Source organism: Pseudomonas frederiksbergensis, from assembly GCF_017114915.1.
Lineage (GTDB): Bacteria > Pseudomonadota > Gammaproteobacteria > Pseudomonadales > Pseudomonadaceae > Aquipseudomonas > Aquipseudomonas frederiksbergensis_I.
In genome coordinates, this window is sequence record NZ_JAAUOE010000041.1 from 23,353 (window position 1) to 43,133 (window position 19,781).

The 19,781-nt window shown below is 58.7% G+C and carries 25 protein-coding genes; 17 read left to right on the plus strand and 8 right to left on the minus strand.

Annotation, left to right across the window (positions count from 1 at the left end; all coding sequences use genetic code 11):
- Positions 1-70 precede the first annotated feature (70 nt).
- From ahpF to HCU66_RS22765, 3 genes are all read right to left on the minus strand, one after another.
- Positions 71-1,633, minus strand: a complete 1,563-nt coding sequence (gene ahpF, locus HCU66_RS22755; protein ID WP_205890679.1) for an alkyl hydroperoxide reductase subunit F — start codon at positions 1,631-1,633, stop codon at positions 71-73.
- 143 nt (positions 1,634-1,776) lie between these two features.
- The gene (ahpC, locus tag HCU66_RS22760; RefSeq protein WP_095079203.1) at positions 1,777-2,340 is read right to left on the minus strand and encodes an alkyl hydroperoxide reductase subunit C; all 564 of its coding nucleotides are present in this window, start codon (positions 2,338-2,340) and stop codon (positions 1,777-1,779) included.
- A 138-nt stretch (positions 2,341-2,478) separates the two neighbouring features.
- Complete coding sequence (locus HCU66_RS22765; protein WP_205890680.1) at positions 2,479-3,417, minus strand: site-specific integrase; 939 nt, start codon at positions 3,415-3,417, stop codon at positions 2,479-2,481.
- Between the two features lie 178 nt (positions 3,418-3,595).
- Between HCU66_RS22765 and HCU66_RS22770 the strand changes: the two genes are divergently transcribed.
- Positions 3,596-4,615 carry a DNA-binding protein gene (locus HCU66_RS22770; RefSeq protein WP_205890681.1) on the plus strand — a complete coding sequence of 340 codons (1,020 nt, stop codon included), beginning with the start codon at positions 3,596-3,598 and terminating at the stop codon, positions 4,613-4,615.
- On the opposite strand, the gene gorA is transcribed toward HCU66_RS22770, so the two are convergent.
- Both gorA and galU read right to left on the minus strand, forming a co-directional pair.
- Complete coding sequence (gene gorA, locus HCU66_RS22775) at positions 4,612-5,970, minus strand: glutathione-disulfide reductase (protein ID WP_205890682.1); 1,359 nt, start codon at positions 5,968-5,970, stop codon at positions 4,612-4,614. The two genes, HCU66_RS22770 and gorA, sit on opposite strands and share 4 nt — an antisense overlap.
- 130 nt (positions 5,971-6,100) lie before the next feature.
- The gene (galU, locus tag HCU66_RS22780) at positions 6,101-6,940 is read right to left on the minus strand and encodes a UTP--glucose-1-phosphate uridylyltransferase GalU (protein ID WP_011061681.1); all 840 of its coding nucleotides are present in this window, start codon (positions 6,938-6,940) and stop codon (positions 6,101-6,103) included.
- A 278-nt stretch (positions 6,941-7,218) separates the two neighbouring features.
- Between galU and HCU66_RS22785 the strand changes: the two genes are divergently transcribed.
- Positions 7,219-7,407, plus strand: coding sequence for a hypothetical protein (locus tag HCU66_RS22785; protein ID WP_205890683.1), 189 nt, complete (start codon positions 7,219-7,221; stop codon positions 7,405-7,407).
- A gap of 96 nt (positions 7,408-7,503) precedes the next feature.
- The gene (locus HCU66_RS22790) at positions 7,504-7,785 is read left to right on the plus strand and encodes a hypothetical protein (protein WP_205890684.1); all 282 of its coding nucleotides are present in this window, start codon (positions 7,504-7,506) and stop codon (positions 7,783-7,785) included.
- Here the strand turns inward: HCU66_RS22790 and HCU66_RS22795 are convergent, their stop codons facing one another.
- Together HCU66_RS22795 and HCU66_RS22800 are read right to left on the minus strand one after the other, a co-directional pair.
- Positions 7,786-8,016, minus strand: a complete 231-nt coding sequence (locus tag HCU66_RS22795) for a hypothetical protein (RefSeq protein WP_205890685.1) — start codon at positions 8,014-8,016, stop codon at positions 7,786-7,788.
- Positions 8,017-8,088: 72 nt separating this feature from the next.
- Positions 8,089-8,445, minus strand: a complete 357-nt coding sequence (locus tag HCU66_RS22800) for a hypothetical protein (protein WP_205890686.1) — start codon at positions 8,443-8,445, stop codon at positions 8,089-8,091.
- 212 nt (positions 8,446-8,657) lie between these two features.
- Between HCU66_RS22800 and HCU66_RS22805 the strand changes: the two genes are divergently transcribed.
- The 5 genes from HCU66_RS22805 to ada all read left to right on the plus strand — a co-directional run bounded on the left by HCU66_RS22805 (position 8,658) and on the right by ada (position 11,812).
- Positions 8,658-8,960, plus strand: a complete 303-nt coding sequence (locus tag HCU66_RS22805) for a DUF1883 domain-containing protein (protein WP_057400164.1) — start codon at positions 8,658-8,660, stop codon at positions 8,958-8,960.
- 28 nt (positions 8,961-8,988) lie between these two features.
- Positions 8,989-9,159 (plus strand): hypothetical protein, encoded by a 171-nt coding sequence (locus HCU66_RS22810; protein WP_205890702.1) that lies wholly within the window; start codon positions 8,989-8,991, stop codon positions 9,157-9,159.
- A 168-nt stretch (positions 9,160-9,327) separates the two neighbouring features.
- The gene (locus HCU66_RS22815) at positions 9,328-9,996 is read left to right on the plus strand and encodes a 2OG-Fe(II) oxygenase (RefSeq protein ID WP_205890701.1); all 669 of its coding nucleotides are present in this window, start codon (positions 9,328-9,330) and stop codon (positions 9,994-9,996) included.
- A complete protein-coding gene (alkB, locus tag HCU66_RS22820) occupies positions 9,986-10,666 on the plus strand; it encodes a DNA oxidative demethylase AlkB (RefSeq protein WP_205890687.1) in 681 nt (226 codons plus the stop codon). Before HCU66_RS22815 ends, alkB begins: the two co-directional genes overlap by 11 nt.
- 87 nt (positions 10,667-10,753) lie before the next feature.
- The gene (gene ada / locus HCU66_RS22825; RefSeq protein WP_205890688.1) at positions 10,754-11,812 is read left to right on the plus strand and encodes a bifunctional DNA-binding transcriptional regulator/O6-methylguanine-DNA methyltransferase Ada; all 1,059 of its coding nucleotides are present in this window, start codon (positions 10,754-10,756) and stop codon (positions 11,810-11,812) included.
- Here ada and acuI read toward each other — a convergent pair whose 3' ends face one another.
- Complete coding sequence (gene acuI, locus HCU66_RS22830) at positions 11,813-12,796, minus strand: acrylyl-CoA reductase (NADPH) (protein WP_205890689.1); 984 nt, start codon at positions 12,794-12,796, stop codon at positions 11,813-11,815.
- Positions 12,797-12,973: 177 nt separating this feature from the next.
- On the opposite strand from acuI, the gene HCU66_RS22835 reads away from it, so the two are divergent.
- The 9 genes from HCU66_RS22835 to HCU66_RS22875 all read left to right on the plus strand — a co-directional run bounded on the left by HCU66_RS22835 (position 12,974) and on the right by HCU66_RS22875 (position 19,746).
- A complete protein-coding gene (locus tag HCU66_RS22835; protein ID WP_205890690.1) occupies positions 12,974-14,038 on the plus strand; it encodes an NAD(P)H-dependent flavin oxidoreductase in 1,065 nt (354 codons plus the stop codon).
- Between the two features lie 113 nt (positions 14,039-14,151).
- Positions 14,152-14,910 carry a molybdate ABC transporter substrate-binding protein gene (modA, locus tag HCU66_RS22840; RefSeq protein ID WP_205890691.1) on the plus strand — a complete coding sequence of 253 codons (759 nt, stop codon included), beginning with the start codon at positions 14,152-14,154 and terminating at the stop codon, positions 14,908-14,910.
- Positions 14,911-15,591: a molybdate ABC transporter permease subunit gene (gene modB / locus HCU66_RS22845; RefSeq protein WP_205890692.1), complete on the plus strand. Its 681-nt coding sequence runs from the start codon at positions 14,911-14,913 to the stop codon at positions 15,589-15,591. It abuts the gene before it with no gap.
- 3 nt (positions 15,592-15,594) lie between these two features.
- Positions 15,595-16,674, plus strand: a complete 1,080-nt coding sequence (gene modC / locus HCU66_RS22850) for a molybdenum ABC transporter ATP-binding protein (RefSeq protein WP_205890693.1) — start codon at positions 15,595-15,597, stop codon at positions 16,672-16,674.
- A 119-nt stretch (positions 16,675-16,793) separates the two neighbouring features.
- Complete coding sequence (locus tag HCU66_RS22855) at positions 16,794-17,018, plus strand: hypothetical protein (RefSeq protein WP_205890694.1); 225 nt, start codon at positions 16,794-16,796, stop codon at positions 17,016-17,018.
- Between the two features lie 131 nt (positions 17,019-17,149).
- Positions 17,150-17,383, plus strand: coding sequence for a hypothetical protein (locus HCU66_RS22860; RefSeq protein WP_205890695.1), 234 nt, complete (start codon positions 17,150-17,152; stop codon positions 17,381-17,383).
- A gap of 312 nt (positions 17,384-17,695) precedes the next feature.
- Entirely contained in the window at positions 17,696-17,980 is a 285-nt protein-coding gene (locus HCU66_RS22865) for a hypothetical protein (RefSeq protein WP_205890696.1), read from the plus strand.
- Positions 17,981-18,116: 136 nt separating this feature from the next.
- Positions 18,117-18,893, plus strand: coding sequence for a nucleotidyltransferase domain-containing protein (locus HCU66_RS22870; RefSeq protein WP_205890697.1), 777 nt, complete (start codon positions 18,117-18,119; stop codon positions 18,891-18,893).
- 169 nt (positions 18,894-19,062) lie between these two features.
- Positions 19,063-19,746, plus strand: coding sequence for a phytanoyl-CoA dioxygenase family protein (locus HCU66_RS22875; protein WP_205890698.1), 684 nt, complete (start codon positions 19,063-19,065; stop codon positions 19,744-19,746).
- The last annotated feature ends 35 nt before the right edge of the window (positions 19,747-19,781 follow it).

Here is a 19,781-nt window from a genome sequence, read left to right on the forward strand (position 1 = left end):
TTTTGTGTTTTCAGCGNTACAAAAAAAACCCATGATCGCTCATGGGGTTTTGTGTTTTCAGCGTCGGCGTTTATGCCGGTGCCGAAGTGCGGATCAAGTGATCGAATGCACTCAGGGAGGCCTTGGCGCCCTCGCCCACCGCAATCACGATCTGCTTGTACGGCACGGTGGTCACGTCACCGGCCGCGAACACACCGGGGATCGACGTCTCACCACGGGCATCGACGATGATCTCGCCGCGTGGCGATAACTCGATGGTGCCTTTGAGCCAATCGGTATTGGGCAGCAGACCGATTTGCACGAAGATCCCTTCCAGCTCGACAGTGCGCAACTCATCCGACTGACGATCCTTGTAGCGCAGACCGTTGACCTTCTGGCCGTCGCCGGTCACTTCAGTGGTTTGCGCACTGGTAATCACGGTGACATTCGGCAGGCTGTGCAACTTGCGCTGCAATACCGCATCGGCGCGCAGTTGTACGTCGAACTCCAGCAGGGTCACATGTGACACGATCCCGGCCAGGTCGATGGCCGCTTCGACGCCGGAGTTACCGCCACCGATCACCGCTACACGCTTGCCTTTGAACAGTGGACCGTCACAGTGCGGGCAGTACGCCACGCCCTTGTTGCGGTATTGCTGCTCACCCGGCACGTTCATTTCACGCCACCTTGCACCGGTCGCCAAAATCAGGGTCTTGGCCTTCAAGGAAGCACCGCTGGCGAAATGGATTTCGTGCAGCTCGCCATTTTTGCCCGGCACCAGTTTGTCGGCGCGTTGCAGGTTCATGATGTCCACGTCGTACTGCTTGACGTGTTCTTCCAGGGCCACGGCCAGTTTCGGCCCTTCGGTTTCCTGCACGGAGATGAAGTTCTCGATGGCCATGGTGTCGAGCACCTGACCACCAAAACGTTCCGCCGCCACACCGGTGCGAATGCCTTTACGAGCAGCGTAGATCGCCGCCGAAGCACCGGCCGGGCCACCGCCGACGACCAGCACGTCAAAGGCTTGTTTGGCGCTGATCTTCTCGGCCTGACGCTCGATGCCGCTGGTGTCGATCTTGGCGAGGATTTCCTCCAGACCCATGCGGCCCTGGCCGAAGTTCACACCGTTCAGGTAAACACTGGGCACGGCCATGATCTGGCGTTCGTCAACTTCAGCCTGAAACAGCGCGCCGTCGATGGCGACGTGGCGGATATTCGGGTTCAGCACGGCCATCAGGTTCAACGCCTGGACCACGTCCGGGCAGTTCTGGCAGGACAGGGAGAAGTAAGTCTCGAAGTTGAACTCACCTTTGAGCGAGCGGATCTGTTCGATCACTTCAACACTGGCCTTCGATGGGTGGCCGCCGACTTGCAGCAGGGCCAGCACCAGGGATGTGAATTCGTGGCCCATCGGGATGCCGGCGAAACGCAGGCTGATATCGGCACCCGGGCGATTGATCGAGAACGATGGTTTGCGTGCATCGCCACCGTTATCGAGCAAAGTAATCTGGGTGGAAAGACTGGCAACGTCTTTGAGTAACGCGAGCATTTCCTGGGATTTCGCACCGTCGTCGAGGGAGGCAACGATCTCGATCGGCTGGGTGACCCGTTCCAGGTACGATTTCAACTGGGCTTTAAGATTGGCGTCCAACATACGGGCGATTTCCTTAGATGCTTTGATTAGAGAGCGATCAGACATAAAAAAACGCCCGAGCGAATCTCGCCCGGGCGTTTTTGAGGGCGGTGCAGCTTACTTAAGAGGTGCGGAGTTCCGCCCTGGTGAAGCGCGTCACAGACTTAGATCTTGCCGACCAGGTCCAGGGACGGAGCCAGAGTGGCCTCGCCTTCTTTCCACTTGGCTGGGCAAACCTGGCCTGGGTGAGCAGCGACGTACTGAGCCGCCTTGATTTTGCGCAGCAGCTCGGATGCGTCACGGCCTACACCGCCATCGTTGAGTTCAACGATTTTGATCTGGCCTTCAGGGTTGATCACGAAGGTGCCACGGTCAGCCAGACCAGCTTCTTCGATCAGCACGTCGAAGTTGCGGGAGATGACATGAGTCGGGTCGCCGATCATGGTGTACTGGATTTTGCCGATGGCTGGCGAAGTGTTGTGCCAGGCAGCGTGGGCAAAGTGGGTATCGGTGGAAACGCTGTAGATCTCGACGCCCAGTTTTTGGAACTCGGCGTAGTTGTCAGCCAGGTCTTCCAGTTCGGTCGGGCAAACGAAGGTGAAGTCGGCCGGGTAGAAGAACACGACAGACCACTTGCCTTTCAGGTCAGCGTCCGACACTTGTACGAAGTCGCCGTTTTTGTAGGCGGTGGCTTTGAACGGTTTAACTTGGCTGTTGATGATAGGCATCGGTGACTCTCCGTCAGGGGTTAAGAAGTTGATGGGGTGAATCCTACCCACCCGATCGCCGGTTGGCTCATTGGCAAACCTGATGCTGCTGATTTGTTTTCGCTATTAGCCGAACGTATTAATAGAAGAAAACGTGATCTACAACGCCAATGGCTTTTCAGCGATTCGGGTCATCCCGAGAAACGGGCTGGCTTCAACATAGCGCATGGCGGACTTCATATCCTTCCAGCCCACGTAATTCATCAACGACTTCAAATCCCAACCGCTCTGATGGGCCCAGGTGGCAAAGCCACGACGCAAGGAGTGACTGGTGTAGTGCTCGGCCGCGATGCCGGCGCGTTCCAGTGCCTGGCGCAACAACGGGATCACGCTGTTGGCGTGCAAGCCCTCCTCACTCAAATGACCCCAGCGGTCGATGCCCCGAAACACTGGTCCGCGGACCAACGCGGCTTCGGTGATCCACTGGATGTAGGCCTGCACCGGACACAGGCGCTGCAAGGCTGGCGTCTGGTAAGTCTGACCGAGGTTCTCGCGGTCGCTCTTGCTGCGTGGCAGATAGAGGGTGATGCCGGAGCCGACGCTGGCTTGCACATGTTCAACCTGCACGCGGCACAACTCATCGCTACGAAAACCGCGCCAGAAGCCCAGCAGAATCAATGCGGTGTCGCGCCTGGCTCTCAGCAATCCCGGTCGATCGCCCTGTGCCTTGGCGGTTTGCGCCTCCTGTTCCAGCCAGGCAATCACTTGTTCCAGATGCTGCAGCTGCAACGGCTCGGCCTGTTTCTCCTGCGCCGGGTGCAGCGCGCGAATGCCCTTGAACACTTTGCGCACCACGGGTGCCTTGGTGGGATCGGCAAATCCCTGGCTGTTGTGCCACTGCGCCAGCGCCGACAAGCGCAACTTCAAGGTATTGATCGACAGCACGCCAGCGTGGGCCACCAGGTAACGCGCCACGCTGTCGCCGGTCGCTGGCAGGAACCCACCCCAACTGACTTCGAAGTGCTCGATGGCCGCCCGATAACTGCGACGGGTGTTATCGCGGGTGGCGGCCTGCAGGTAGCGATCCAGATCGGTCATGGGCTCGGCTCTCGAAAACGTACCGCGTTGGCGGCAGAAAACCCGAATGACAGCGCTTCACACGGGGTAATACCAGTATATCCCGCATGATAAATCACAGGTTTTTAACTTTATTCGCTTCATGGTACATTGCGCTTATTAGTGGTACGTACCACAGTATCAAATCGTAGGAGAACACATGGCACGTGGCGGCGTAAACAAAGCACTGGTGCAAGCGGCACGCTCGGCAATCCTCGCCCGGGGCGAACACCCGAGCATCGACGCGGTGCGGATTGAAATGGGCAATACCGGCTCGAAAACCACGATCCATCGCTATTTGAAAGAGCTCGATGACGGCGCCGAACCCGCGCAAGCACCTTGCGAACCGATCGATGATGAGCTTTCAGCCCTGGTGGCGCGGCTGGCGCAACGCCTGAAAGAACAGGCGCAAGAGCCCATCGACCAGGCACGCGCACAGTTCGAGCAACAACGAAAAGAATTGGAAACCCAGCTGCACGAGGCCCGCGAAGCCAATACCGAACTGCAGCAGCAATACGAAATTCAAAGCCTGGCACTGACCCAGGAATCGGCAGAACTGCATGACACCCGCTCGATGCTGCAAACCGAGCAAACCCGCAACGCCGGGCTGAACCAGGCGCTGGCGGACTTCGAATTGCGCTTGCAGGACAAGGACGAGCAGATCCGCTCACTGGAAGAAAAACACCTGCACGCCCGCGAAGCGCTGGAACACTACCGCAACGCCGTCAAAGACCAGCGCGAGCAGGAACAGCGACGCCACGAAGGTCAGGTGCAACAGATTCAGATGGAATTGCGTCAGGCGCAGCAAAGCGCACTGGTTCGTCAGGATGAAATCACCCAACTGCACCGCGACAACGAGCGCCTGCTGACTGAAAACCGTGGAACGCTGCGGGAACTGAGCCTGCTGCAGGAACAACTCAAGCACACCAACAGCCGCCAGGATCAGTTGCTGGAACAGGTCAATCGCATCGACAGCGAACGCACCCTCCTCCAGGAACGCTTGCGCATTGCCCTTCTGGAAGGCCAGTCACTCAAGCAGAACATCGACGAGCAGTCGCACATCAACAAGGCATTGGAAGTCGAACTGATCAAATTGCAGGCAAACCTGGATGAAAGCGTGCGCCTGGCCGCTGCCGTTGCGACAGGGCCAGACGCATCAGCGCCGCAGAAGGATGATTAACCCGCGACCGGCGTTCGCATGGTGACGAACTCTTCGGCGGCCGTCGGATGCACGCCGATGGTTTCGTCGAAGTCGCGTTTGGTCGCACCCGCTTTCAGGGCAATCGCCAACCCTTGCACGATCTCGCCGGCGTCCGGGCCGACCATGTGGCAGCCCAGGACCTTGTCGGTCTTGGCGTCTACCACGAGCTTCATCAGGGTACGTTCCTGGCATTCGGTCAGGGTCAGCTTCATCGGCCGGAAACGGCTTTCGAAGATCACCACATCGTGCCCGGCCTCTCGCGCCTCCTCTTCGGTCAGACCGACAGTGCCGATGTTCGGCAAGCTGAACACCGCAGTCGGGATCATCTTGTAATCCACCGGACGATATTGCTCAGGCTTGAACAAACGCCGCGCCACGGCCATGCCTTCGGCCAGAGCAACCGGCGTGAGCTGTACTCGCCCGATCACATCGCCCAGGGCCAGGATCGATGGCTCTGCGGTTTGATACTGTTCATCGACCTCGACAAAACCTTTCTTGTCGAGTTTGACCCCGGTGTTTTCCAGCCCCAGGTTGTCGAGCATCGGACGTCGACCGGTGGCGTAGAACACGCAGTCCGCCTCCAGCTCGCGACCATCCTTGAGGGTGGCCTTCAGGCTGCCATCGGCTTGCTTGTCGATGCGCTCGATATCGGCATTGAATTGCAGGTTCATGCCGCGCTTGGTCAGCTCTTCCTGCAAATGTTTGCGCACTGCACCGTCGAAGCCGCGCAGGAACAGATCGCCGCGATACAGCAACGTGGTCTCGGCACCCAGCCCGTGGAAAATCCCGGCGAACTCCACCGCGATGTAACCACCACCGACCACCAGAACGCGCTTGGGCAGCTCTTTAAGGAAGAACGCCTGGTTGGAACTGATCGCATGCTCGTGCCCCGGAATCTGGGGGATCTGCGGCCAGCCACCAGTGGCAATCAGAATGTTCTTGGCGGTGTAACGCTCGCCATTGATCTCGACCTGATGCGGGTCGACGATCTTTGCGTGCCCTTCATGCAAGGTCACGCCACTATTGATCAGCAAATTGCGATAGATGCCATTCAGGCGATTGATCTCGCGATCCTTGTTGGCGATCAGCGTCGCCCAGTCGAACTCCGCCTCGCCCGGGGTCCAGCCGAAGCCTTGCGATTGCTCGAAGTCTTCGGCGAAGTGCGCACCGTAGACCAGCAATTTTTTCGGCACGCAGCCGACGTTCACACACGTACCGCCCAGATAGCGGCTCTCGGCCACGGCGACTTTCGCGCCAAAACCGGCCGCAAACCGCGCAGCCCGTACACCGCCGGAACCGGCGCCAATTACATACAGGTCAAAATCGTAGGCCATTTCTATCTCCTCGGCAGGCCACCAGCATACCTGTGGGCGCCCTTTGGGCAAGCATCGCAAACGATATGGGGCCGAAAAATGAAAAAGCCACCCGAAGGTGGCTTTGTCAGTACAAGCAGGTCAAACGCTATCAGTAAGCCTTGCCCGTCTTGTAGAAGTTCTCGAAGCAGAAGTTGGTCGCGTCGATGTAGCCTTCGGCGCCACCGCAGTCGAAACGCTTGCCTTTGAACTTGTAGGCCATGACGCAGCCGTTTTGCGCCTGTTTCATCAGGGCGTCGGTGATCTGGATTTCGCCGCCCTTGCCTGGCTCGGTCTGTTCGATCAGGTCGAAGATGTCCGGGGTCAGGATGTAACGGCCGATGATCGCCAGGTTCGACGGTGCATCTTCAGGCTTTGGCTTCTCGACCATGCTGTGAACGCGATAGATATCGTCGCGAATCATCTCGCCGGCAATTACGCCGTACTTGTTGGTTTCTTGAGGGTCGACTTCCTGGATGGCCACGATCGAGCAGCGGAACTGCTTGTACAGCTTGACCATCTGGGTCAGTACGCCGTCGCCTTCGAGGTTGACGCACAAGTCGTCCGCCAGTACCACGGCGAAAGGTTCGTCGCCGATCAGCGGACGGCCGGTCAGAATGGCGTGGCCCAGGCCTTTCATTTCGGTCTGGCGAGTGTAGGAGAACGAGCACTCGTCGAGCAGTTTACGGATGCCGACCAGGTATTTTTCCTTGTCGGTGCCCTTGATCTGGTTTTCCAGCTCATAGCTGATGTCGAAATGGTCTTCCAGGGCACGCTTGCCGCGACCGGTAACGATGGAGATTTCGTTCAACCCGGCGTCCAGAGCTTCTTCGACGCCGTACTGGATCAGTGGCTTGTTTACCACCGGCAGCATTTCTTTGGGCATGGCTTTAGTCGCTGGCAGGAAGCGAGTACCGTAACCGGCTGCTGGGAACAAGCATTTCTTGATCATATAAGTCCTTGAAAGGGCTGTGTGTACGAGTTCGGCGCAGTCTAATCAGGCGGCGTGCACCTTACAATGCCCCGCACTGGCTAACCGACGCCATCATAGAGAAATATTCTGATGGATAGTTCCGCAGATAAGCAGCACAACCTCTTATAGATAGCAGAGATCGACCGATCTGCACGGTCATCAACCAAGACAATCTGCGCCACCCTACACCCATTGGCACCGGTTGAGGGCATTTGGCGCTATCATTGCCCGCTTGGACCAGCCAACGAGGCAGATAGATGTCGGCAGCAAAAAGCATCAACGGGTACCTGATCAATCAGGCAAAAGACGGGCAGTGGTGGATAGACAGTGTCGGCGGCGAGAACATTGCCGGGCCGTTCCCGACAGAAGCGCTTGCGATTGAAGTGGCATCGGTGTTGCAGGATCAACCTGCAGCCCCCAAGCGGCGTGGCAAGGACAAGCCTTGAGCTGAACCTGACATGACCGCAGCCCTGCCTTTCTGCAGGGCTTTTTTGTGATTGCCTGCAATGAAGTTAGCCCCCATCACTGACGACGACCACGACATGAAAAAACTTTTGCCACTGATTGCAGTACTGGCCCTGAGCGGCTGCGCCACGTCGGAAACGACTTACCTGAAAAATGGCGAGCAAGGCCTGACCATCGATTGTTCCGGGAATGCCAACGACTGGGCCAGTTGCTACGAAAAAGCCGATGCTTCTTGCGCCGGCACCGGCTATCGGATTGTCGGTACCGACGGCACACCGTTGACCAAGGAAAGCGACAAAACCCTGGGCGCCGACATCGGCAACTACAAAAGCCGCAGCGTGGTGGTGGTCTGCAAGTAGCTAGATGTGAATTTCGGCGAATTTGATCCCGAGCCCGCGCACCGTCTCGATCAAATCGTCGAGGCGACTGAAGGATTCGACTTCATCGTTGTCATCGACCAGGAAAAAACTGCGCCCGGCGCTTTTCTTGAAAAATACGATCCACTCCCCCGGATTCGCCGGGTTCTGAATCACGTGGGTGGCACAGATATGCCCCTCTGCATGGCGCTCCCGCACCTGTTCTCGCTTCATGCTCGACTCCAGAAATGACAATGCCGTCAAAGTGCGACTTTGACGGCATCGATGCTGATAGAACGTAGTCTATCAGCCTGATATGCACGCGGTAGCGGCATTACGAACATCCCATGGGCGTAAAGGTACGTTGGAGATGCGTTCATGCAGCTTGATGCTGCTGCCGCCGGAGCGGTCTTCAATGTCAAACACCGCTGCCGGCCCCGAGGAGAACTTCTGCGGCACGATGACCCGCACGCCTTCCTTTTGCGGCTCGACTTGCAGGGCTCCACGGCTATCGGCCAATTTTTTGACCAGACACTGGGCGTACTCATGGGGTTTCTTGCCTGAAATCACGCTCATGGTAGGCAGCGACTCATTGATGTCCGAGACTGTCGCACATCCACCCACTGCCAATGCCAACGGCACGACCAGAACACCCCACTTCATACGAAACCTCCGATAAAGACCCTCCGACAGCACAACGGCTGTTTTTCTCCGCGGCTCACTGCTTTTATCGCTCATAGAATTCCGAATAACTGTTTTTAATTGTCAAAGCGGACCCAGGCAGCCAGATAATAACCTGTTCGGGCTGATAAACTGCGCCAATCGCCCATGCTATCGTTTTGATTTTGTAGAAAAAGCCCTTCTGGAGGCGCCTCATGAAATTTATCCACCAGCGCGAGCACCTCAACGAAGACGACATCGTCGTCATCCAGTGCTCCCAAATGTGCAACATCCGCTTGATGAACGACGCCAACTTCCGCAGCTTCAAGAACGGCGGCCGTCACACCTACCACGGCGGTGCATTCGACACCTTCCCGGCCCGCATCACCGCGCCGAGCACCGGTTTTTGGAACATCACCATCGACACGGTCAACCGCCGGGCGATCAGCGTGACCCGCAAGCCTACCCTGACGCATTCAATCAAGATTATCCGCCGCTCCAGTTCGAAACTGAGCTGAGCCCACCCGAATACAGGCAGGAATGACCGTGGCCCAGACGACCAAATACGTCATCAAGTACAAACTCAACGGCGAGCGCCGTTTCGAATTCGCCCAGCTTGAAAACGGCACCACAGAAGAGGCCAAGGCTGCACTGGACGTCATTCATGGCCAGACTGAAGACGTCATCAGCGAGATCAGCGTCAGCAAAGCGCTTTAACGCCCTGCGGAGCGGCAACATGGACGTCTGCTCCCCTTCGAGTTCGACCGCAAGCGCCGGAGTGCCCACTCACGCAACGCTCACTAAGCTGGCCGCCTCGACCTTTTGGTCAAGGAGTCAGAAACCTTGTTTACCGATCCGATTCATAACGACACCCTCGACTGGGCCATGCTGGAGCAGCCACTCGATCAGGATGGCTGCGCGGTCATCAGGTCATTTTTAAGCCATAAGACCTGCGATGAAATAAGTGTCCTGTACGACCGGCCCGAGCCCTTTCGCTCGAAAGTGGTGATGGCTCGCCACGGTTTCGGCCGGGGCGAATACAAGTACTTCAAGTATCCGCTGCCGGATTTGGTGGCCCGATTGCGCAGCGCACTCTACCCTCGGCTGGTTCCCATCGCCAATCGCTGGTACGAATGCATGGGCCTGCCGACCCGTTTCCCCGAATCGCATCAAGCGTTTCTGCAACGCTGTCATGCCGCCGGTCAGGAACGCCCGACACCTTTGTTGCTGCAATATGGCCCGCAGGACTACAACTGCTTGCATCAGGATCTGTACGGCGAACACGTCTTCCCGCTGCAAGTGGCGATTCTGCTGTCAGAACCGGGGGAAGATTTCACCGGCGGTGAATTTGTGCTGACTGAACAACGCCCACGGATGCAGTCGCGCCCCCAAGTCATCGATCTGAAGAAAGGTGACGCGCTGATTTTTGCCGTGAATCAGCGCCCGGTAAAAGGCGTTCGCGGCTATTACCGAGTGACCCTGCGTCATGGCGTCAGTCGCCTGCACAGTGGAAAACGGCATACCCTTGGAATCATCTTTCACGATGCGTTATGACCCCATGAGCCCGATCACCTTCGATCTGTTTGCCGACACCGAACCCGAGCAGCAGCCCAGTCGCGAGCAGATCGGCGAACAATCCTGCGTGCTCAGGGGCTTCGCCCTACCCTGGCTCGAGCGGTTGCTGCCGGCACTGGAGGCGGTTCTGACAGCGGCACCGTTTCGGCAGATGGTCACGCCCGGCGGCTTTACCATGTCGGTGGCTCTGAGCAGTTGCGGCACCTGGGGCTGGACCACCGACCGCAGCGGCTATCAATACACCCGCAACGACCCGCAGACCGGCGCGCCCTGGCCTGAAATGCCCGAGGTGTTTTTCGAACTGGCCCAAGCGGCGGCGCAAGAGGCAGGGTTTATGGATTTCGTACCGGATTCCTGCCTGATCAACCGCTATATTCCCGGGGCCAGGATGTCATTGCATCAGGACAAAAACGAAAACTCCTACGCAGCCCCCATCGTGTCGGTGTCCTTGGGGTTGCCGGCGACGTTCCTGTTCGGAGGCTTCGAACGCAGTGCCAAAAGCCAGCGGGTGCCGCTGTTTCACGGTGATATCGTGGTCTGGGGCGGCGTGGACCGTTTGCGTTATCACGGCGTATTGCCAATCAAGGACGGCCAACATCCGCGGTTGGGCGAACAACGGATCAACTTCACCTTTCGTACTGCGGGATGAATCAGTCGAATTCGACCGCAAGACCCGGAGTGTAGCGTCTGTGCCGACTGGTTAATCTGCATGAAACGGGTCAACGGACATGAAGCCATGACAACTCATTCAACCAAAATTGCCACCGAAAACGATCCGCGCTGGGCCGCCGTGGTCGCACGCGATCCCCGTGCCGACGGGCAGTTTGTGTATGCCGTGAAAACCACCGGTATCTACTGCCGTCCCAGCAGCCTGGCACGCTTGCCGAAACCGCAGAATGTCGAGTTTTTCGACACGGCCGAGCAAGCTCAGGCGGCGGGTTATCGCCCCAGCAAACGAGCGGCAAAGGACGACGTCGCCGTACAGCACGCCACCACCGTGGCTGCTGCATGCCGTCAAATCGAGTCCGCCGAAACGTTGCCGGCGCTGAACGAGCTGGCGGACGCGGCCGGCCTGAGCAGTTTCCACTTCCATCGAGTGTTCAAGGCCATCACCGGCCTGACGCCCAAGGGTTACGCCACCGCCCATCGCTCACGCAAAGTTCGCGAGCGCCTGGCGGATGGCGGCACGGTCACCGACGCGTTGTATGACGCCGGATTCAACTCCAACAGCCGTTTCTATGAGGCGGCGGATCAACTGCTGGGCATGAAGCCCGGCGACTACCGCGCGGCCGGGCAGAACAACGACATTCGTTTTGCCGTCGGCCAGTGCTCCCTCGGGGCGATTCTGGTGGCGCAAAGTAAACGCGGTGTCTGTGCGATTCTGCTGGGGGACGACCCGCATCAATTGGTCTGTGACCTGCAGGACAAGTTTCGCCGCGCCAACCTGATCGGTGCCGACCACGAGTTCGAACAGTTGATCGCCAAAGTGGTGGGTTTTATCGAAGCCCCGGCCCTTGGCCTGGACTTGCCGCTGGATGTACGCGGCACGGCGTTTCAGGAACGCGTGTGGCAAGCCCTGCGGGAGATTCCCGCCGGCAGCACCGCCAGTTATGCCGATATCGCTCAGCGCATCGGTGCACCGAAAGCCATGCGCGCCGTGGCCCAGGCCTGCGGCGCGAACAGCCTGGCGGTGGCGATCCCTTGCCATCGCGTGGTGCGCAGCGATGGCAACCTGTCGGGCTATCGCTGGGGTGTGGAACGCAAGCGTCAGTTGCTGGAACGCGAGAGCCGCTAGTCAGCGATTGACATCCACTATCACGCGGCCACGCAACTGGCCGGCGAGCAAGCGCGGCGCGGCGTCGATGGCTTCGCCCAAGCCGATTTCGTGGCTGATCAGCGGCAGCAAGGCAAAATCCAGATCCTTGGCCAGACGATCCCAAGCCAGAATCCGCCTGGCTTTGGGCTGGGTCACGCTGTTGATGCCGGCCAAGGTCACGCCGCGCAAAATGAAGGGTGCAACAGAGGCCGGAAAGTCCATGCCTTGGGCCAGACCGCAGGCAGCGACGGTGCCGTTGGCCCGGGTGCTCGCGCAAGCGTTGGCCAATGTGTGGCTGCCGACCGAGTCGATTACCGCCGCCCAACGCTCCTTGGCCAACGGTTTGCCCGGCTCGGACAACGTGGTGCGGTCGATGATTTCACCGGCGCCCAGTTGCTTGAGGTAGTCGTGCTCCGAGGTGCGGCCGGTGGAGGCCACCACGCGATAGCCGAGTTTGCTCAGCAGCGCGATGGCGAAGCTGCCGACACCACCGTTGGCCCCCGTCACCAGCACTTCGCCCTGATCGGGATTCACGCCGTTGTGTTCCAGCGCCAGGATGCTCAGCATCGCCGTATAGCCGGCCGTGCCGATGGCCATCGCTTGCGCGGCGGTGAACGCTTTGGGTAACGGGATCAGCCAGTCGCCATTCAGGCGAGCTTTCTGCGCCAAGCCGCCCCAATGTCCTTCACCCACGCCCCAGCCATTGAGCAGGACCTGGTCACCCACCTTGTAGTCCGGATGACTGCTGACTTCGACAGTGCCTGCCAGATCGATCCCCGGCACCATCGGGAATTTGCGCACTACCGGGCTGTTGCCAGTGATCGCCAGGCCATCCTTGAAGTTCAGCGTGCTGTACGCCACGCGCACCGTCACATCGCCTTCAGGCAATTGATCGTCAGCGATCTCTTGCAGTGTGGCCCGGTAACCGCTGTCGTCCTTGTCGATCAAAATGCCTTTGAACATCACTGCCTCCCGGTGGAATCGCTCTGTTGTCGTGCGGTTGAAATAACACATGAAAACACATCGCCATACCCGACTTTAAGCCAATCGCCGAATCTCGACTGGCCTTGCGCCAACCATTACTGATACAAACTCGCTGCTACCCTCCCTGCCCTGTTTCGACGTCGGAGAACACTGCACATGAGCCAATGGCCAGACACCCGCATGCTTGACCTGCTCGGGATCGATCTGCCGATCATCCAGGCCCCGATGGCTGGCGCTACGACGTCGGCCATGGTGATTGCGGCAAGCAATGCCGGTGGCCTGGGTTCGATGCCCGCCGCCATGCTGAGCATCGAGCAATTGCGCGAGGAGCTCAAAACCATTCGCCAACACACCCAGCGCCCGTTCAACGTCAATTTCTTCTGCCATCAACCGCCACTGCCCGATGAGCAACGCGTCCAGGACTGGAAAAATCTGTTGGAACCCTACTATCGGGAATTGGCTGTGGATTTCGACGCACCGACGCCGGTGTCCAATCGTGCGCCCTTCGATCATGCGGCCTGCGAAGTGATCGAAGCGTTTCGTCCCGCAGTGGTGAGTTTTCACTTCGGCTTGCCGGAAAAGTCTCTGCTGGATCGAGTTAAAGCCACCGGGGCGAAAGTTCTCTCCTCGGCGACGACGGTCGATGAAGCGATCTGGCTGGAACAGCATGGCTGCGATGCGATCATTGCGATGGGTTACGAGGCTGGCGGTCACCGGGGAATGTTTCTCAGCGATGACTTGAGCAGCCAGGTGGGTACTTTCGCGCTGGTGCCACAGATCGTCGACGCGGTGAAAGTACCGGTGATTGCGGCAGGCGGGATTGGCGATGCCCGGGGCGTCGCGGCAGCTTTCCTATTGGGCGCTTCGGCGGTGCAGGTGGGGACAGCTTATTTGTTTACGCCGCAGGCCAAGGTCAGCGCTGCTCACCACAAGGCGTTGCGCACGGCCAAGGAAAGTGAAACGGCGGTCACCAATATTTTCACCGGGCGCCCGGCGCGCGGGATTCTCAATCGGGCGATGCGCGAACTGGGGCCGATGAGCGCCAAAGCCCCAGCCTTCCCCTTGGCGGGTGGTGCGCTGATGCCGCTGCGGGCCAAGGCAGAAGCGGATTTCAGCAACCTTTGGGCCGGGCAGGCGTTTACATTGGGGGTTGAAATGAGCACGGCAGAGCTGACCCGGCGTTTGGCTGAGGAAGGATTGGCCAAATTGATCCGCCGGTAGGATCGGGCCACAGTCCGGTACCTTGCGCTCTGCATCCAGCAAGTTCCGTTTACAGGCATTTCGCTATATATTCCGATATATAGCGTTTCACTCGCCTGCCACGGAGCCGTTTCATGATCATTCGTGCCTCACGTTTTGCCCCCGCGTGCCTGTTCACCGTGTTCGCTTTCGGGTCCGCCCAAGCGGATGAAGTGCAGGTCGCCGTTGCCGCCAACTTCACCGCGCCGATCCAGGCCATCGCGGTCGGTTTCGAAAAAGACACCGGGCATAAACTGGTGGCCGCTTATGGCGCCACCGGCCAGTTCTATACCCAGATCAAGAACGGCGCGCCGTTCGAAGTGTTCCTCTCGGCGGACGACACCACCCCACAGAAACTCGAGGCCGAAGGCGACACCGTCAAGGGTTCGCGCTTCACCTACGCCATCGGCACCCTCACGCTATGGTCGGCCAAGGATGGTTATGTCGACGCCAAGGGCAAGGTGCTGAGCGACAACCAGTATCAGCATCTGTCCATCGCCAACCCGAAAGCCGCGCCGTATGGCTTGGCGGCCACTCAGGTGCTGGCCAAACAGGGGCTGACCGACAAGGTCAAAGCCAAGATCGTTGAAGGCCAGAACATCACCCAGGCCTACCAATTCGTGTCCACCGGCAACGCCGAACTCGGTTTTGTAGCCTTGTCGCAGGTCTACAAAGACGGCAAAGTCACCAGCGGTTCGGCGTGGATCGTTCCGGCCAACCTGCATGATCCGATCAAACAAGACGCGGTGATCCTCAACAAGGGCAAGGACAATCCGGCCGCCCAGGCATTGGTTGACTATCTCAAGGGGCCGAAAGCTGCCGCCGTTATCAAATCCTACGGTTACCAACTCTAAATGACGCTATCGAGTGCCGATTTTTCCGCCATCTGGCTGACCCTGAAACTGGCGTCCTTGACGACCGTCATCCTGCTGGTTATCGGCACCCCGATTGCGTTGTGGCTGTCACGCACCCAGTCCTGGTTGCGTGGCCCGGTCGGCGCGATCGTCGCCCTGCCCCTGGTGCTGCCACCCACGGTGATCGGCTTTTACTTGTTGCTGGCCCTCGGCCCTAACGGGTGGATCGGCCACTTCACCCAATCGCTGGGCCTGGGCACCCTCACCTTCAGTTTTGCGGGGCTGGTGATCGGCTCGGTGCTGTACTCGATGCCGTTCGTGGTCCAACCGCTGCAGAATGCATTTTCCGCCATCGGCACTCGCCCACTGGAAGTGGCCGCCACCTTGCGCGCCAATCCCTGGGACACGTTCTTCAGCGTCATTGTGCCGCTGGCCCGTCCCGGCTTCATCACCGCGGCCATTCTCGGTTTCGCCCATACCGTCGGCGAGTTCGGCGTGGTGCTGATGATCGGCGGCAACATTCCCGACAAGACCCGCGTGGTCTCGGTGCAGATATACGATCACGTCGAAGCGATGGAGTACGCCCAGGCTCATTGGCTGGCCGGGGCGATGCTGGTGTTCTCTTTTGCAGTGTTGCTGGCGCTCTACTCCGGCCGTAAAACCAAAGCGGGTTGGAGTTGATCGATGATTCAAACGCGTTTGAAACTGAGTTATTCGGGATTCGCCCTGGATGTCGACCTGCAACTGCCCGGCCGCGGAGTGACGGCGCTTTACGGTCATTCCGGCTCGGGCAAAACCACCTGCCTGCGCTGCATCGCCGGTCTGGAGCGGGCCGGGCAGGGTTTTATTCAGGTCAACGATGAGGTTTGGCAAGACAGTGACAAGCGGATTTTCGTCCCGCCGCATCAACGCGCCCTGGGTTATGTTTTCCAGGAGGCCAGCCTGTTTCCCCATCTGTCGGTGCGGGCCAATCTTGAGTTCGGCCTCAAACGCATCCCTCGTCAACAGCGTCGGGTCGACATGAGCCATGCCACGGAGTTGTTGGGGATAGGCCATTTGCTCGATCGTGATTCGCAAAATCTTTCCGGCGGCGAACGCCAGCGAATAGGCATCGCTCGCGCCCTGCTTACCAGCCCCAAATTATTGCTGATGGACGAACCGCTGGCGGCGCTCGATACCCAGCGTAAAAATGAAATCCTGCCGTACCTGCAACGATTGCACGATGAGCTGGACATTCCCGTGCTGTACGTCAGCCACTCCCAGGATGAAGTCGCGCGGCTCGCCGATCACCTCGTCCTGCTTAGCAACGGCAAAGCGTTGGCCAGCGGCGCCATCGGCGAAACCCTGGCCCGGCTCGATCTGCCACTGGCGCTGGGCGACGACGCCGGCGTGGTGATCGAAGGACACGTCAGCGCCTATGATGCCGACTACCAATTGCTGACCTTGCAACTCCCCGACACAGAACTGAGTATTCGGGTCGCCCATGCACCGATGGCCGAGGGCCAGGTACTGCGCTGCAAGGTCCAGGCGAGGGATGTCAGCCTGAGCCTGCAAGGCGCCGAACAAAGCAGCATTCTCAATCGTCTGCCGGTCACGGTGATCAGTGAGATCGGCGCCGACAACGCTGCCCATGTACTGATCCGCCTGAACGCGGCCGGCACACCGCTGCTGGCGCGAATCACCCGCTACTCCCGGGATCAATTGGGCGTGCATCCCGGCCAGCAACTCTGGGCGCAGATCAAAGCCGTGGCGGTGCTGGCCTGAATCCATCGCCGAGACGTGTTCAAGGATGTACTGAACCGACGAACTGCCCCGCCAGTTTTTTGCATGATCGCAACGGGCTTCTATGCTTGATCTGAATACGAATAGCTTCGGTGGTCGCCATGGAAGACATTTTCGTTGTGAAACGCTGCAACAAGATCATCATTCACGGCCGCCGGGCCGGAGAAGCCGATCACCCGCCACCCGACGCTGCTGTCTGGTTTCGCATTGCCGATACCCGCACTCGCGGCTTCATCGGTGACGGCTTCGATCTTGAAGAGGACGCCAAGCGCGAATGTCGCAGGCTTAACGCGGCCAGTTCGCCGGTGTCGCACGGGTTGGCTTGAAGCCGGCCCCTTTCATTTTCCGGGTCTATACTTTAAGGAGCTGAAGGACCAGCGACCCATCGGCAGAAAGCTCGCTCCCCGCGGGCTTTTTGTTGCCCTTTAGCCGATTTCCTTGAACGGAGGTGATTGTCATGTCCGAGAAAGAGTCTATCGCCACCCTGCTCACCTTGCTTGATTCCCGTCAGGCGCGCCTTGCCGCTGCGTGCAAGGAGATCGCCGACTGGGTCGATCATCAAGGAGGGGGCCATCCAACGGCGCTCAGGATTCGTGATCGTCTGAACGACATCGAGAAAGACACGCCGCAGATTCGTAGCGCGCTGTCTGCACTCAAACCTGTCGAACCGCCGCTGCCTCGGTTCAGATGAGTCGCCCCAGGTACTCGAGCCAGGGACAGCGCCCGCTTCAGGACAGCTGAACGGTGACATCATCGTCACCAGGTATGTGCCTGCCTGCCAGACATGCGCGACACCCCAACCCGGCCCCCGTTTGCCATTTTTTGTGCGCTCCCTCGCCCATTTCACACAGCCTTCACAACTCACCGCCTACAGTTGACTTGCTCCTTTGAAGAAATCCCCTGGCCCGCCCGCATGCGGGCCATTTTTTTGCCCGCTGTACCGCGAACGAACGCCCACATCCGCCGGGTGTCGAACGATTACACCCCACGAAGGAGATGTCCCATGGTCACTCACTTCAAAGTCGGCGGGCACCTGGCCTGCGGGCACAAAGGCAACAACCTGACCTCCAGCAGCATCCTGAACCGCGTGAAATGCAGAAGCTGCCGCAACACCGATGCGTTCAAGGAAGCGCGCAAAGCCGAACGCAATGCCGCACGTCGGGCCGCACGCAAGGCCAAAGCCACCCACGCCGCCAATGATTGGCGCGTAGAGTGGACCCAACGGCTGATCGAAATGCCCGGATTGCAACGACTGCCGCGTGGGTTTACTGGCCAGCCGTTTGTGTAGCTGACACGTTGGGTCGAGCCCGGTTTATGACTCGGATGCAGCAAAGGACGTGCGATGAATCTAGGCGCCCAGGCCAGAAGTAGCAACTATTGGCTCTGTTAAAGTGCCTCTCTGAACACAACTCACGGACGGCTTCATGGAACGATTCCATCCTCGTGGCATTGATGCAGACGGTTATATCCTCACCGTGCCCAACGTCGAGGTGCAGCCACAGTTTCAGGATTTACTGGTGGACGTTTGCATGACGCTCGCTCGGTCGGAACCTCTGCTGGACGGGATTTATCTTTATGGCAGCGTCGCTAGAGGCGACGCCGTGCCAGGGGTTTCTGACCTGGACCTAACCCTTGTTCTACACAGCCCTCCTGCGTCGCAGGATCTGGAAATGCTGGAGTCGAAAAGGCGCACACTGGAAAGTCGGCATACCGAAGTCATCAAGATCGATTTCGACATCGGGAGTCGTTCTCAAGTATTGGCGGCTGACAATCGATTGAGCTGGGGGTATTGGCTCAAGCATCACTGTCGTTGCTTATGGGGGAATGATCTGACCAAGCGCTTCGACCGGTTCAAGCCGTCGCGTGATATCGCCATTGCTGTGAATGGTGATTTTGAATCCGTACTGACCCGGTATGCCGATCTTATCGATCAGGCTGCCACACCGACGCAATCGCTACGCTTGCAACGCGAAGCCTCACGCAAACTCATCCGGTCAACTCAAGTACTTCGCTCTGAAAAGGACCAGATGTGGCCGCAAACACTGGAAGAGCATGTCGAGCTGTTTGTTCAGCATTACCCGTGTATGAGAATGCAGATCTCTTTTTTCTTGTCCCAGGCAAGGAACTCGAACGCTAAGCCAAAAGAGTTTACGACTCAGCTCCATAATTTTTTGACCTGGATCGCTTCAGAAACCGGTTAGGTGCACTTTGGGTCAGCTTGAACACTAGACTTCCAAGTGCCCGTACCTGACCGGCTCTCATTACGGTACTCAACCCCGTTCGCTCCGCTTACTGAACTCGCAAAAGCTACGCTTAAGGGCTCCGGGCGGTTCAGCAAGACGCGTTGGTGGTAAGGGAATTGAGGAATCTATGACTGACCGCGATCAACTCCATCGAGATGGCTTTGCGCTGCTCCGTCGAGCGATCCCGGACGAGTGGCTGGCTGACCTTCGTGCCGTGTTCGATGCGGGCGTGAAGCTGGCGGACCAATGGCCAGTGCCGCGTGGCATGGATTGGCGCCATTCGCTGTTGGACGCGGATTCAAAGGTTCAGGCTGTGTGTCGTCTGCCGGCGGTGCTGGCGGTGGTTGGTGAACTGATCGGAGAACGGTTCTTCCTCTCGCAGGTGGAGGGTCGCGAGCCCCTTGCAGGTGGCGGTCATCAGCAGCTGCACCGCGACTTGTCGGCCCAACGGCCAGGCGACATTGTGAACGCCCTGGCCTATTTCGACGATTATGGCCCCGAGAATGGCGCGACACGTATCGTCCCCGGCAGCCATCGCCCTGATCCGGAAGCGCCGCCATTGGACTTCAATGACGAGTCCCGGTCTGTGCAGCTTTCAGGCTCCGCGGGTGACATCCTGGTGTTTGATGCCGATTTAGTGCATGCGGCCAGTCTGAACTCAATCGGCGCACGCCGTCGCTCCATCCTGATCAGCTATTTTTCGGAGCCTCTATACTCGTCACACCTGGAAACAGTGGGTCTGCGAAGTATTCGGATGGACACGACCGATCGGTTCGACCCTTCGGATTTTGCCTGTTCAAGCCATACATAATGCGGGAAGGACGCACGACGACTCATGACCAGCTA

Excerpts from the sequence above, each read along its gene's own strand:
- HCU66_RS22815 (WP_205890701.1), top strand. The coding sequence starts at position 9,328 with ATGCTGGAGCAGCCACTCGATCAGGATGGCTGCGCGGTCATCAGGTCA.
- galU (WP_011061681.1), bottom strand. The coding sequence starts at position 6,940 with ATGATCAAGAAATGCTTGTTCCCAGCAGCCGGTTACGGTACTCGCTTC.
- acuI (WP_205890689.1), bottom strand. The coding sequence starts at position 12,796 with ATGTTCAAAGGCATTTTGATCGACAAGGACGACAGCGGTTACCGGGCC.
- HCU66_RS22765 (WP_205890680.1), bottom strand. The coding sequence starts at position 3,417 with ATGACCGATCTGGATCGCTACCTGCAGGCCGCCACCCGCGATAACACC.
- HCU66_RS22785 (WP_205890683.1), top strand. The coding sequence starts at position 7,219 with ATGTCGGCAGCAAAAAGCATCAACGGGTACCTGATCAATCAGGCAAAA.
- HCU66_RS22835 (WP_205890690.1), top strand. The coding sequence starts at position 12,974 with ATGAGCCAATGGCCAGACACCCGCATGCTTGACCTGCTCGGGATCGAT.
- HCU66_RS22855 (WP_205890694.1), top strand. The coding sequence starts at position 16,794 with ATGGAAGACATTTTCGTTGTGAAACGCTGCAACAAGATCATCATTCAC.
- modA (WP_205890691.1), top strand. The coding sequence starts at position 14,152 with ATGATCATTCGTGCCTCACGTTTTGCCCCCGCGTGCCTGTTCACCGTG.
- HCU66_RS22800 (WP_205890686.1), bottom strand. The coding sequence starts at position 8,445 with ATGAAGTGGGGTGTTCTGGTCGTGCCGTTGGCATTGGCAGTGGGTGGA.
- ahpF (WP_205890679.1), bottom strand. The coding sequence starts at position 1,633 with ATGTTGGACGCCAATCTTAAAGCCCAGTTGAAATCGTACCTGGAACGG.
- HCU66_RS22860 (WP_205890695.1), top strand. The coding sequence starts at position 17,150 with ATGTCCGAGAAAGAGTCTATCGCCACCCTGCTCACCTTGCTTGATTCC.
- alkB (WP_205890687.1), top strand. The coding sequence starts at position 9,986 with ATGCGTTATGACCCCATGAGCCCGATCACCTTCGATCTGTTTGCCGAC.
- modB (WP_205890692.1), top strand. The coding sequence starts at position 14,911 with ATGACGCTATCGAGTGCCGATTTTTCCGCCATCTGGCTGACCCTGAAA.
- HCU66_RS22865 (WP_205890696.1), top strand. The coding sequence starts at position 17,696 with ATGGTCACTCACTTCAAAGTCGGCGGGCACCTGGCCTGCGGGCACAAA.
- ada (WP_205890688.1), top strand. The coding sequence starts at position 10,754 with ATGACAACTCATTCAACCAAAATTGCCACCGAAAACGATCCGCGCTGG.
- HCU66_RS22875 (WP_205890698.1), top strand. The coding sequence starts at position 19,063 with ATGACTGACCGCGATCAACTCCATCGAGATGGCTTTGCGCTGCTCCGT.
- ahpC (WP_095079203.1), bottom strand. The coding sequence starts at position 2,340 with ATGCCTATCATCAACAGCCAAGTTAAACCGTTCAAAGCCACCGCCTAC.
- HCU66_RS22870 (WP_205890697.1), top strand. The coding sequence starts at position 18,117 with ATGGAACGATTCCATCCTCGTGGCATTGATGCAGACGGTTATATCCTC.
- gorA (WP_205890682.1), bottom strand. The coding sequence starts at position 5,970 with ATGGCCTACGATTTTGACCTGTATGTAATTGGCGCCGGTTCCGGCGGT.
- modC (WP_205890693.1), top strand. The coding sequence starts at position 15,595 with ATGATTCAAACGCGTTTGAAACTGAGTTATTCGGGATTCGCCCTGGAT.
- HCU66_RS22770 (WP_205890681.1), top strand. The coding sequence starts at position 3,596 with ATGGCACGTGGCGGCGTAAACAAAGCACTGGTGCAAGCGGCACGCTCG.
- HCU66_RS22790 (WP_205890684.1), top strand. The coding sequence starts at position 7,504 with ATGAAAAAACTTTTGCCACTGATTGCAGTACTGGCCCTGAGCGGCTGC.
- HCU66_RS22795 (WP_205890685.1), bottom strand. The coding sequence starts at position 8,016 with ATGAAGCGAGAACAGGTGCGGGAGCGCCATGCAGAGGGGCATATCTGT.
- HCU66_RS22805 (WP_057400164.1), top strand. The coding sequence starts at position 8,658 with ATGAAATTTATCCACCAGCGCGAGCACCTCAACGAAGACGACATCGTC.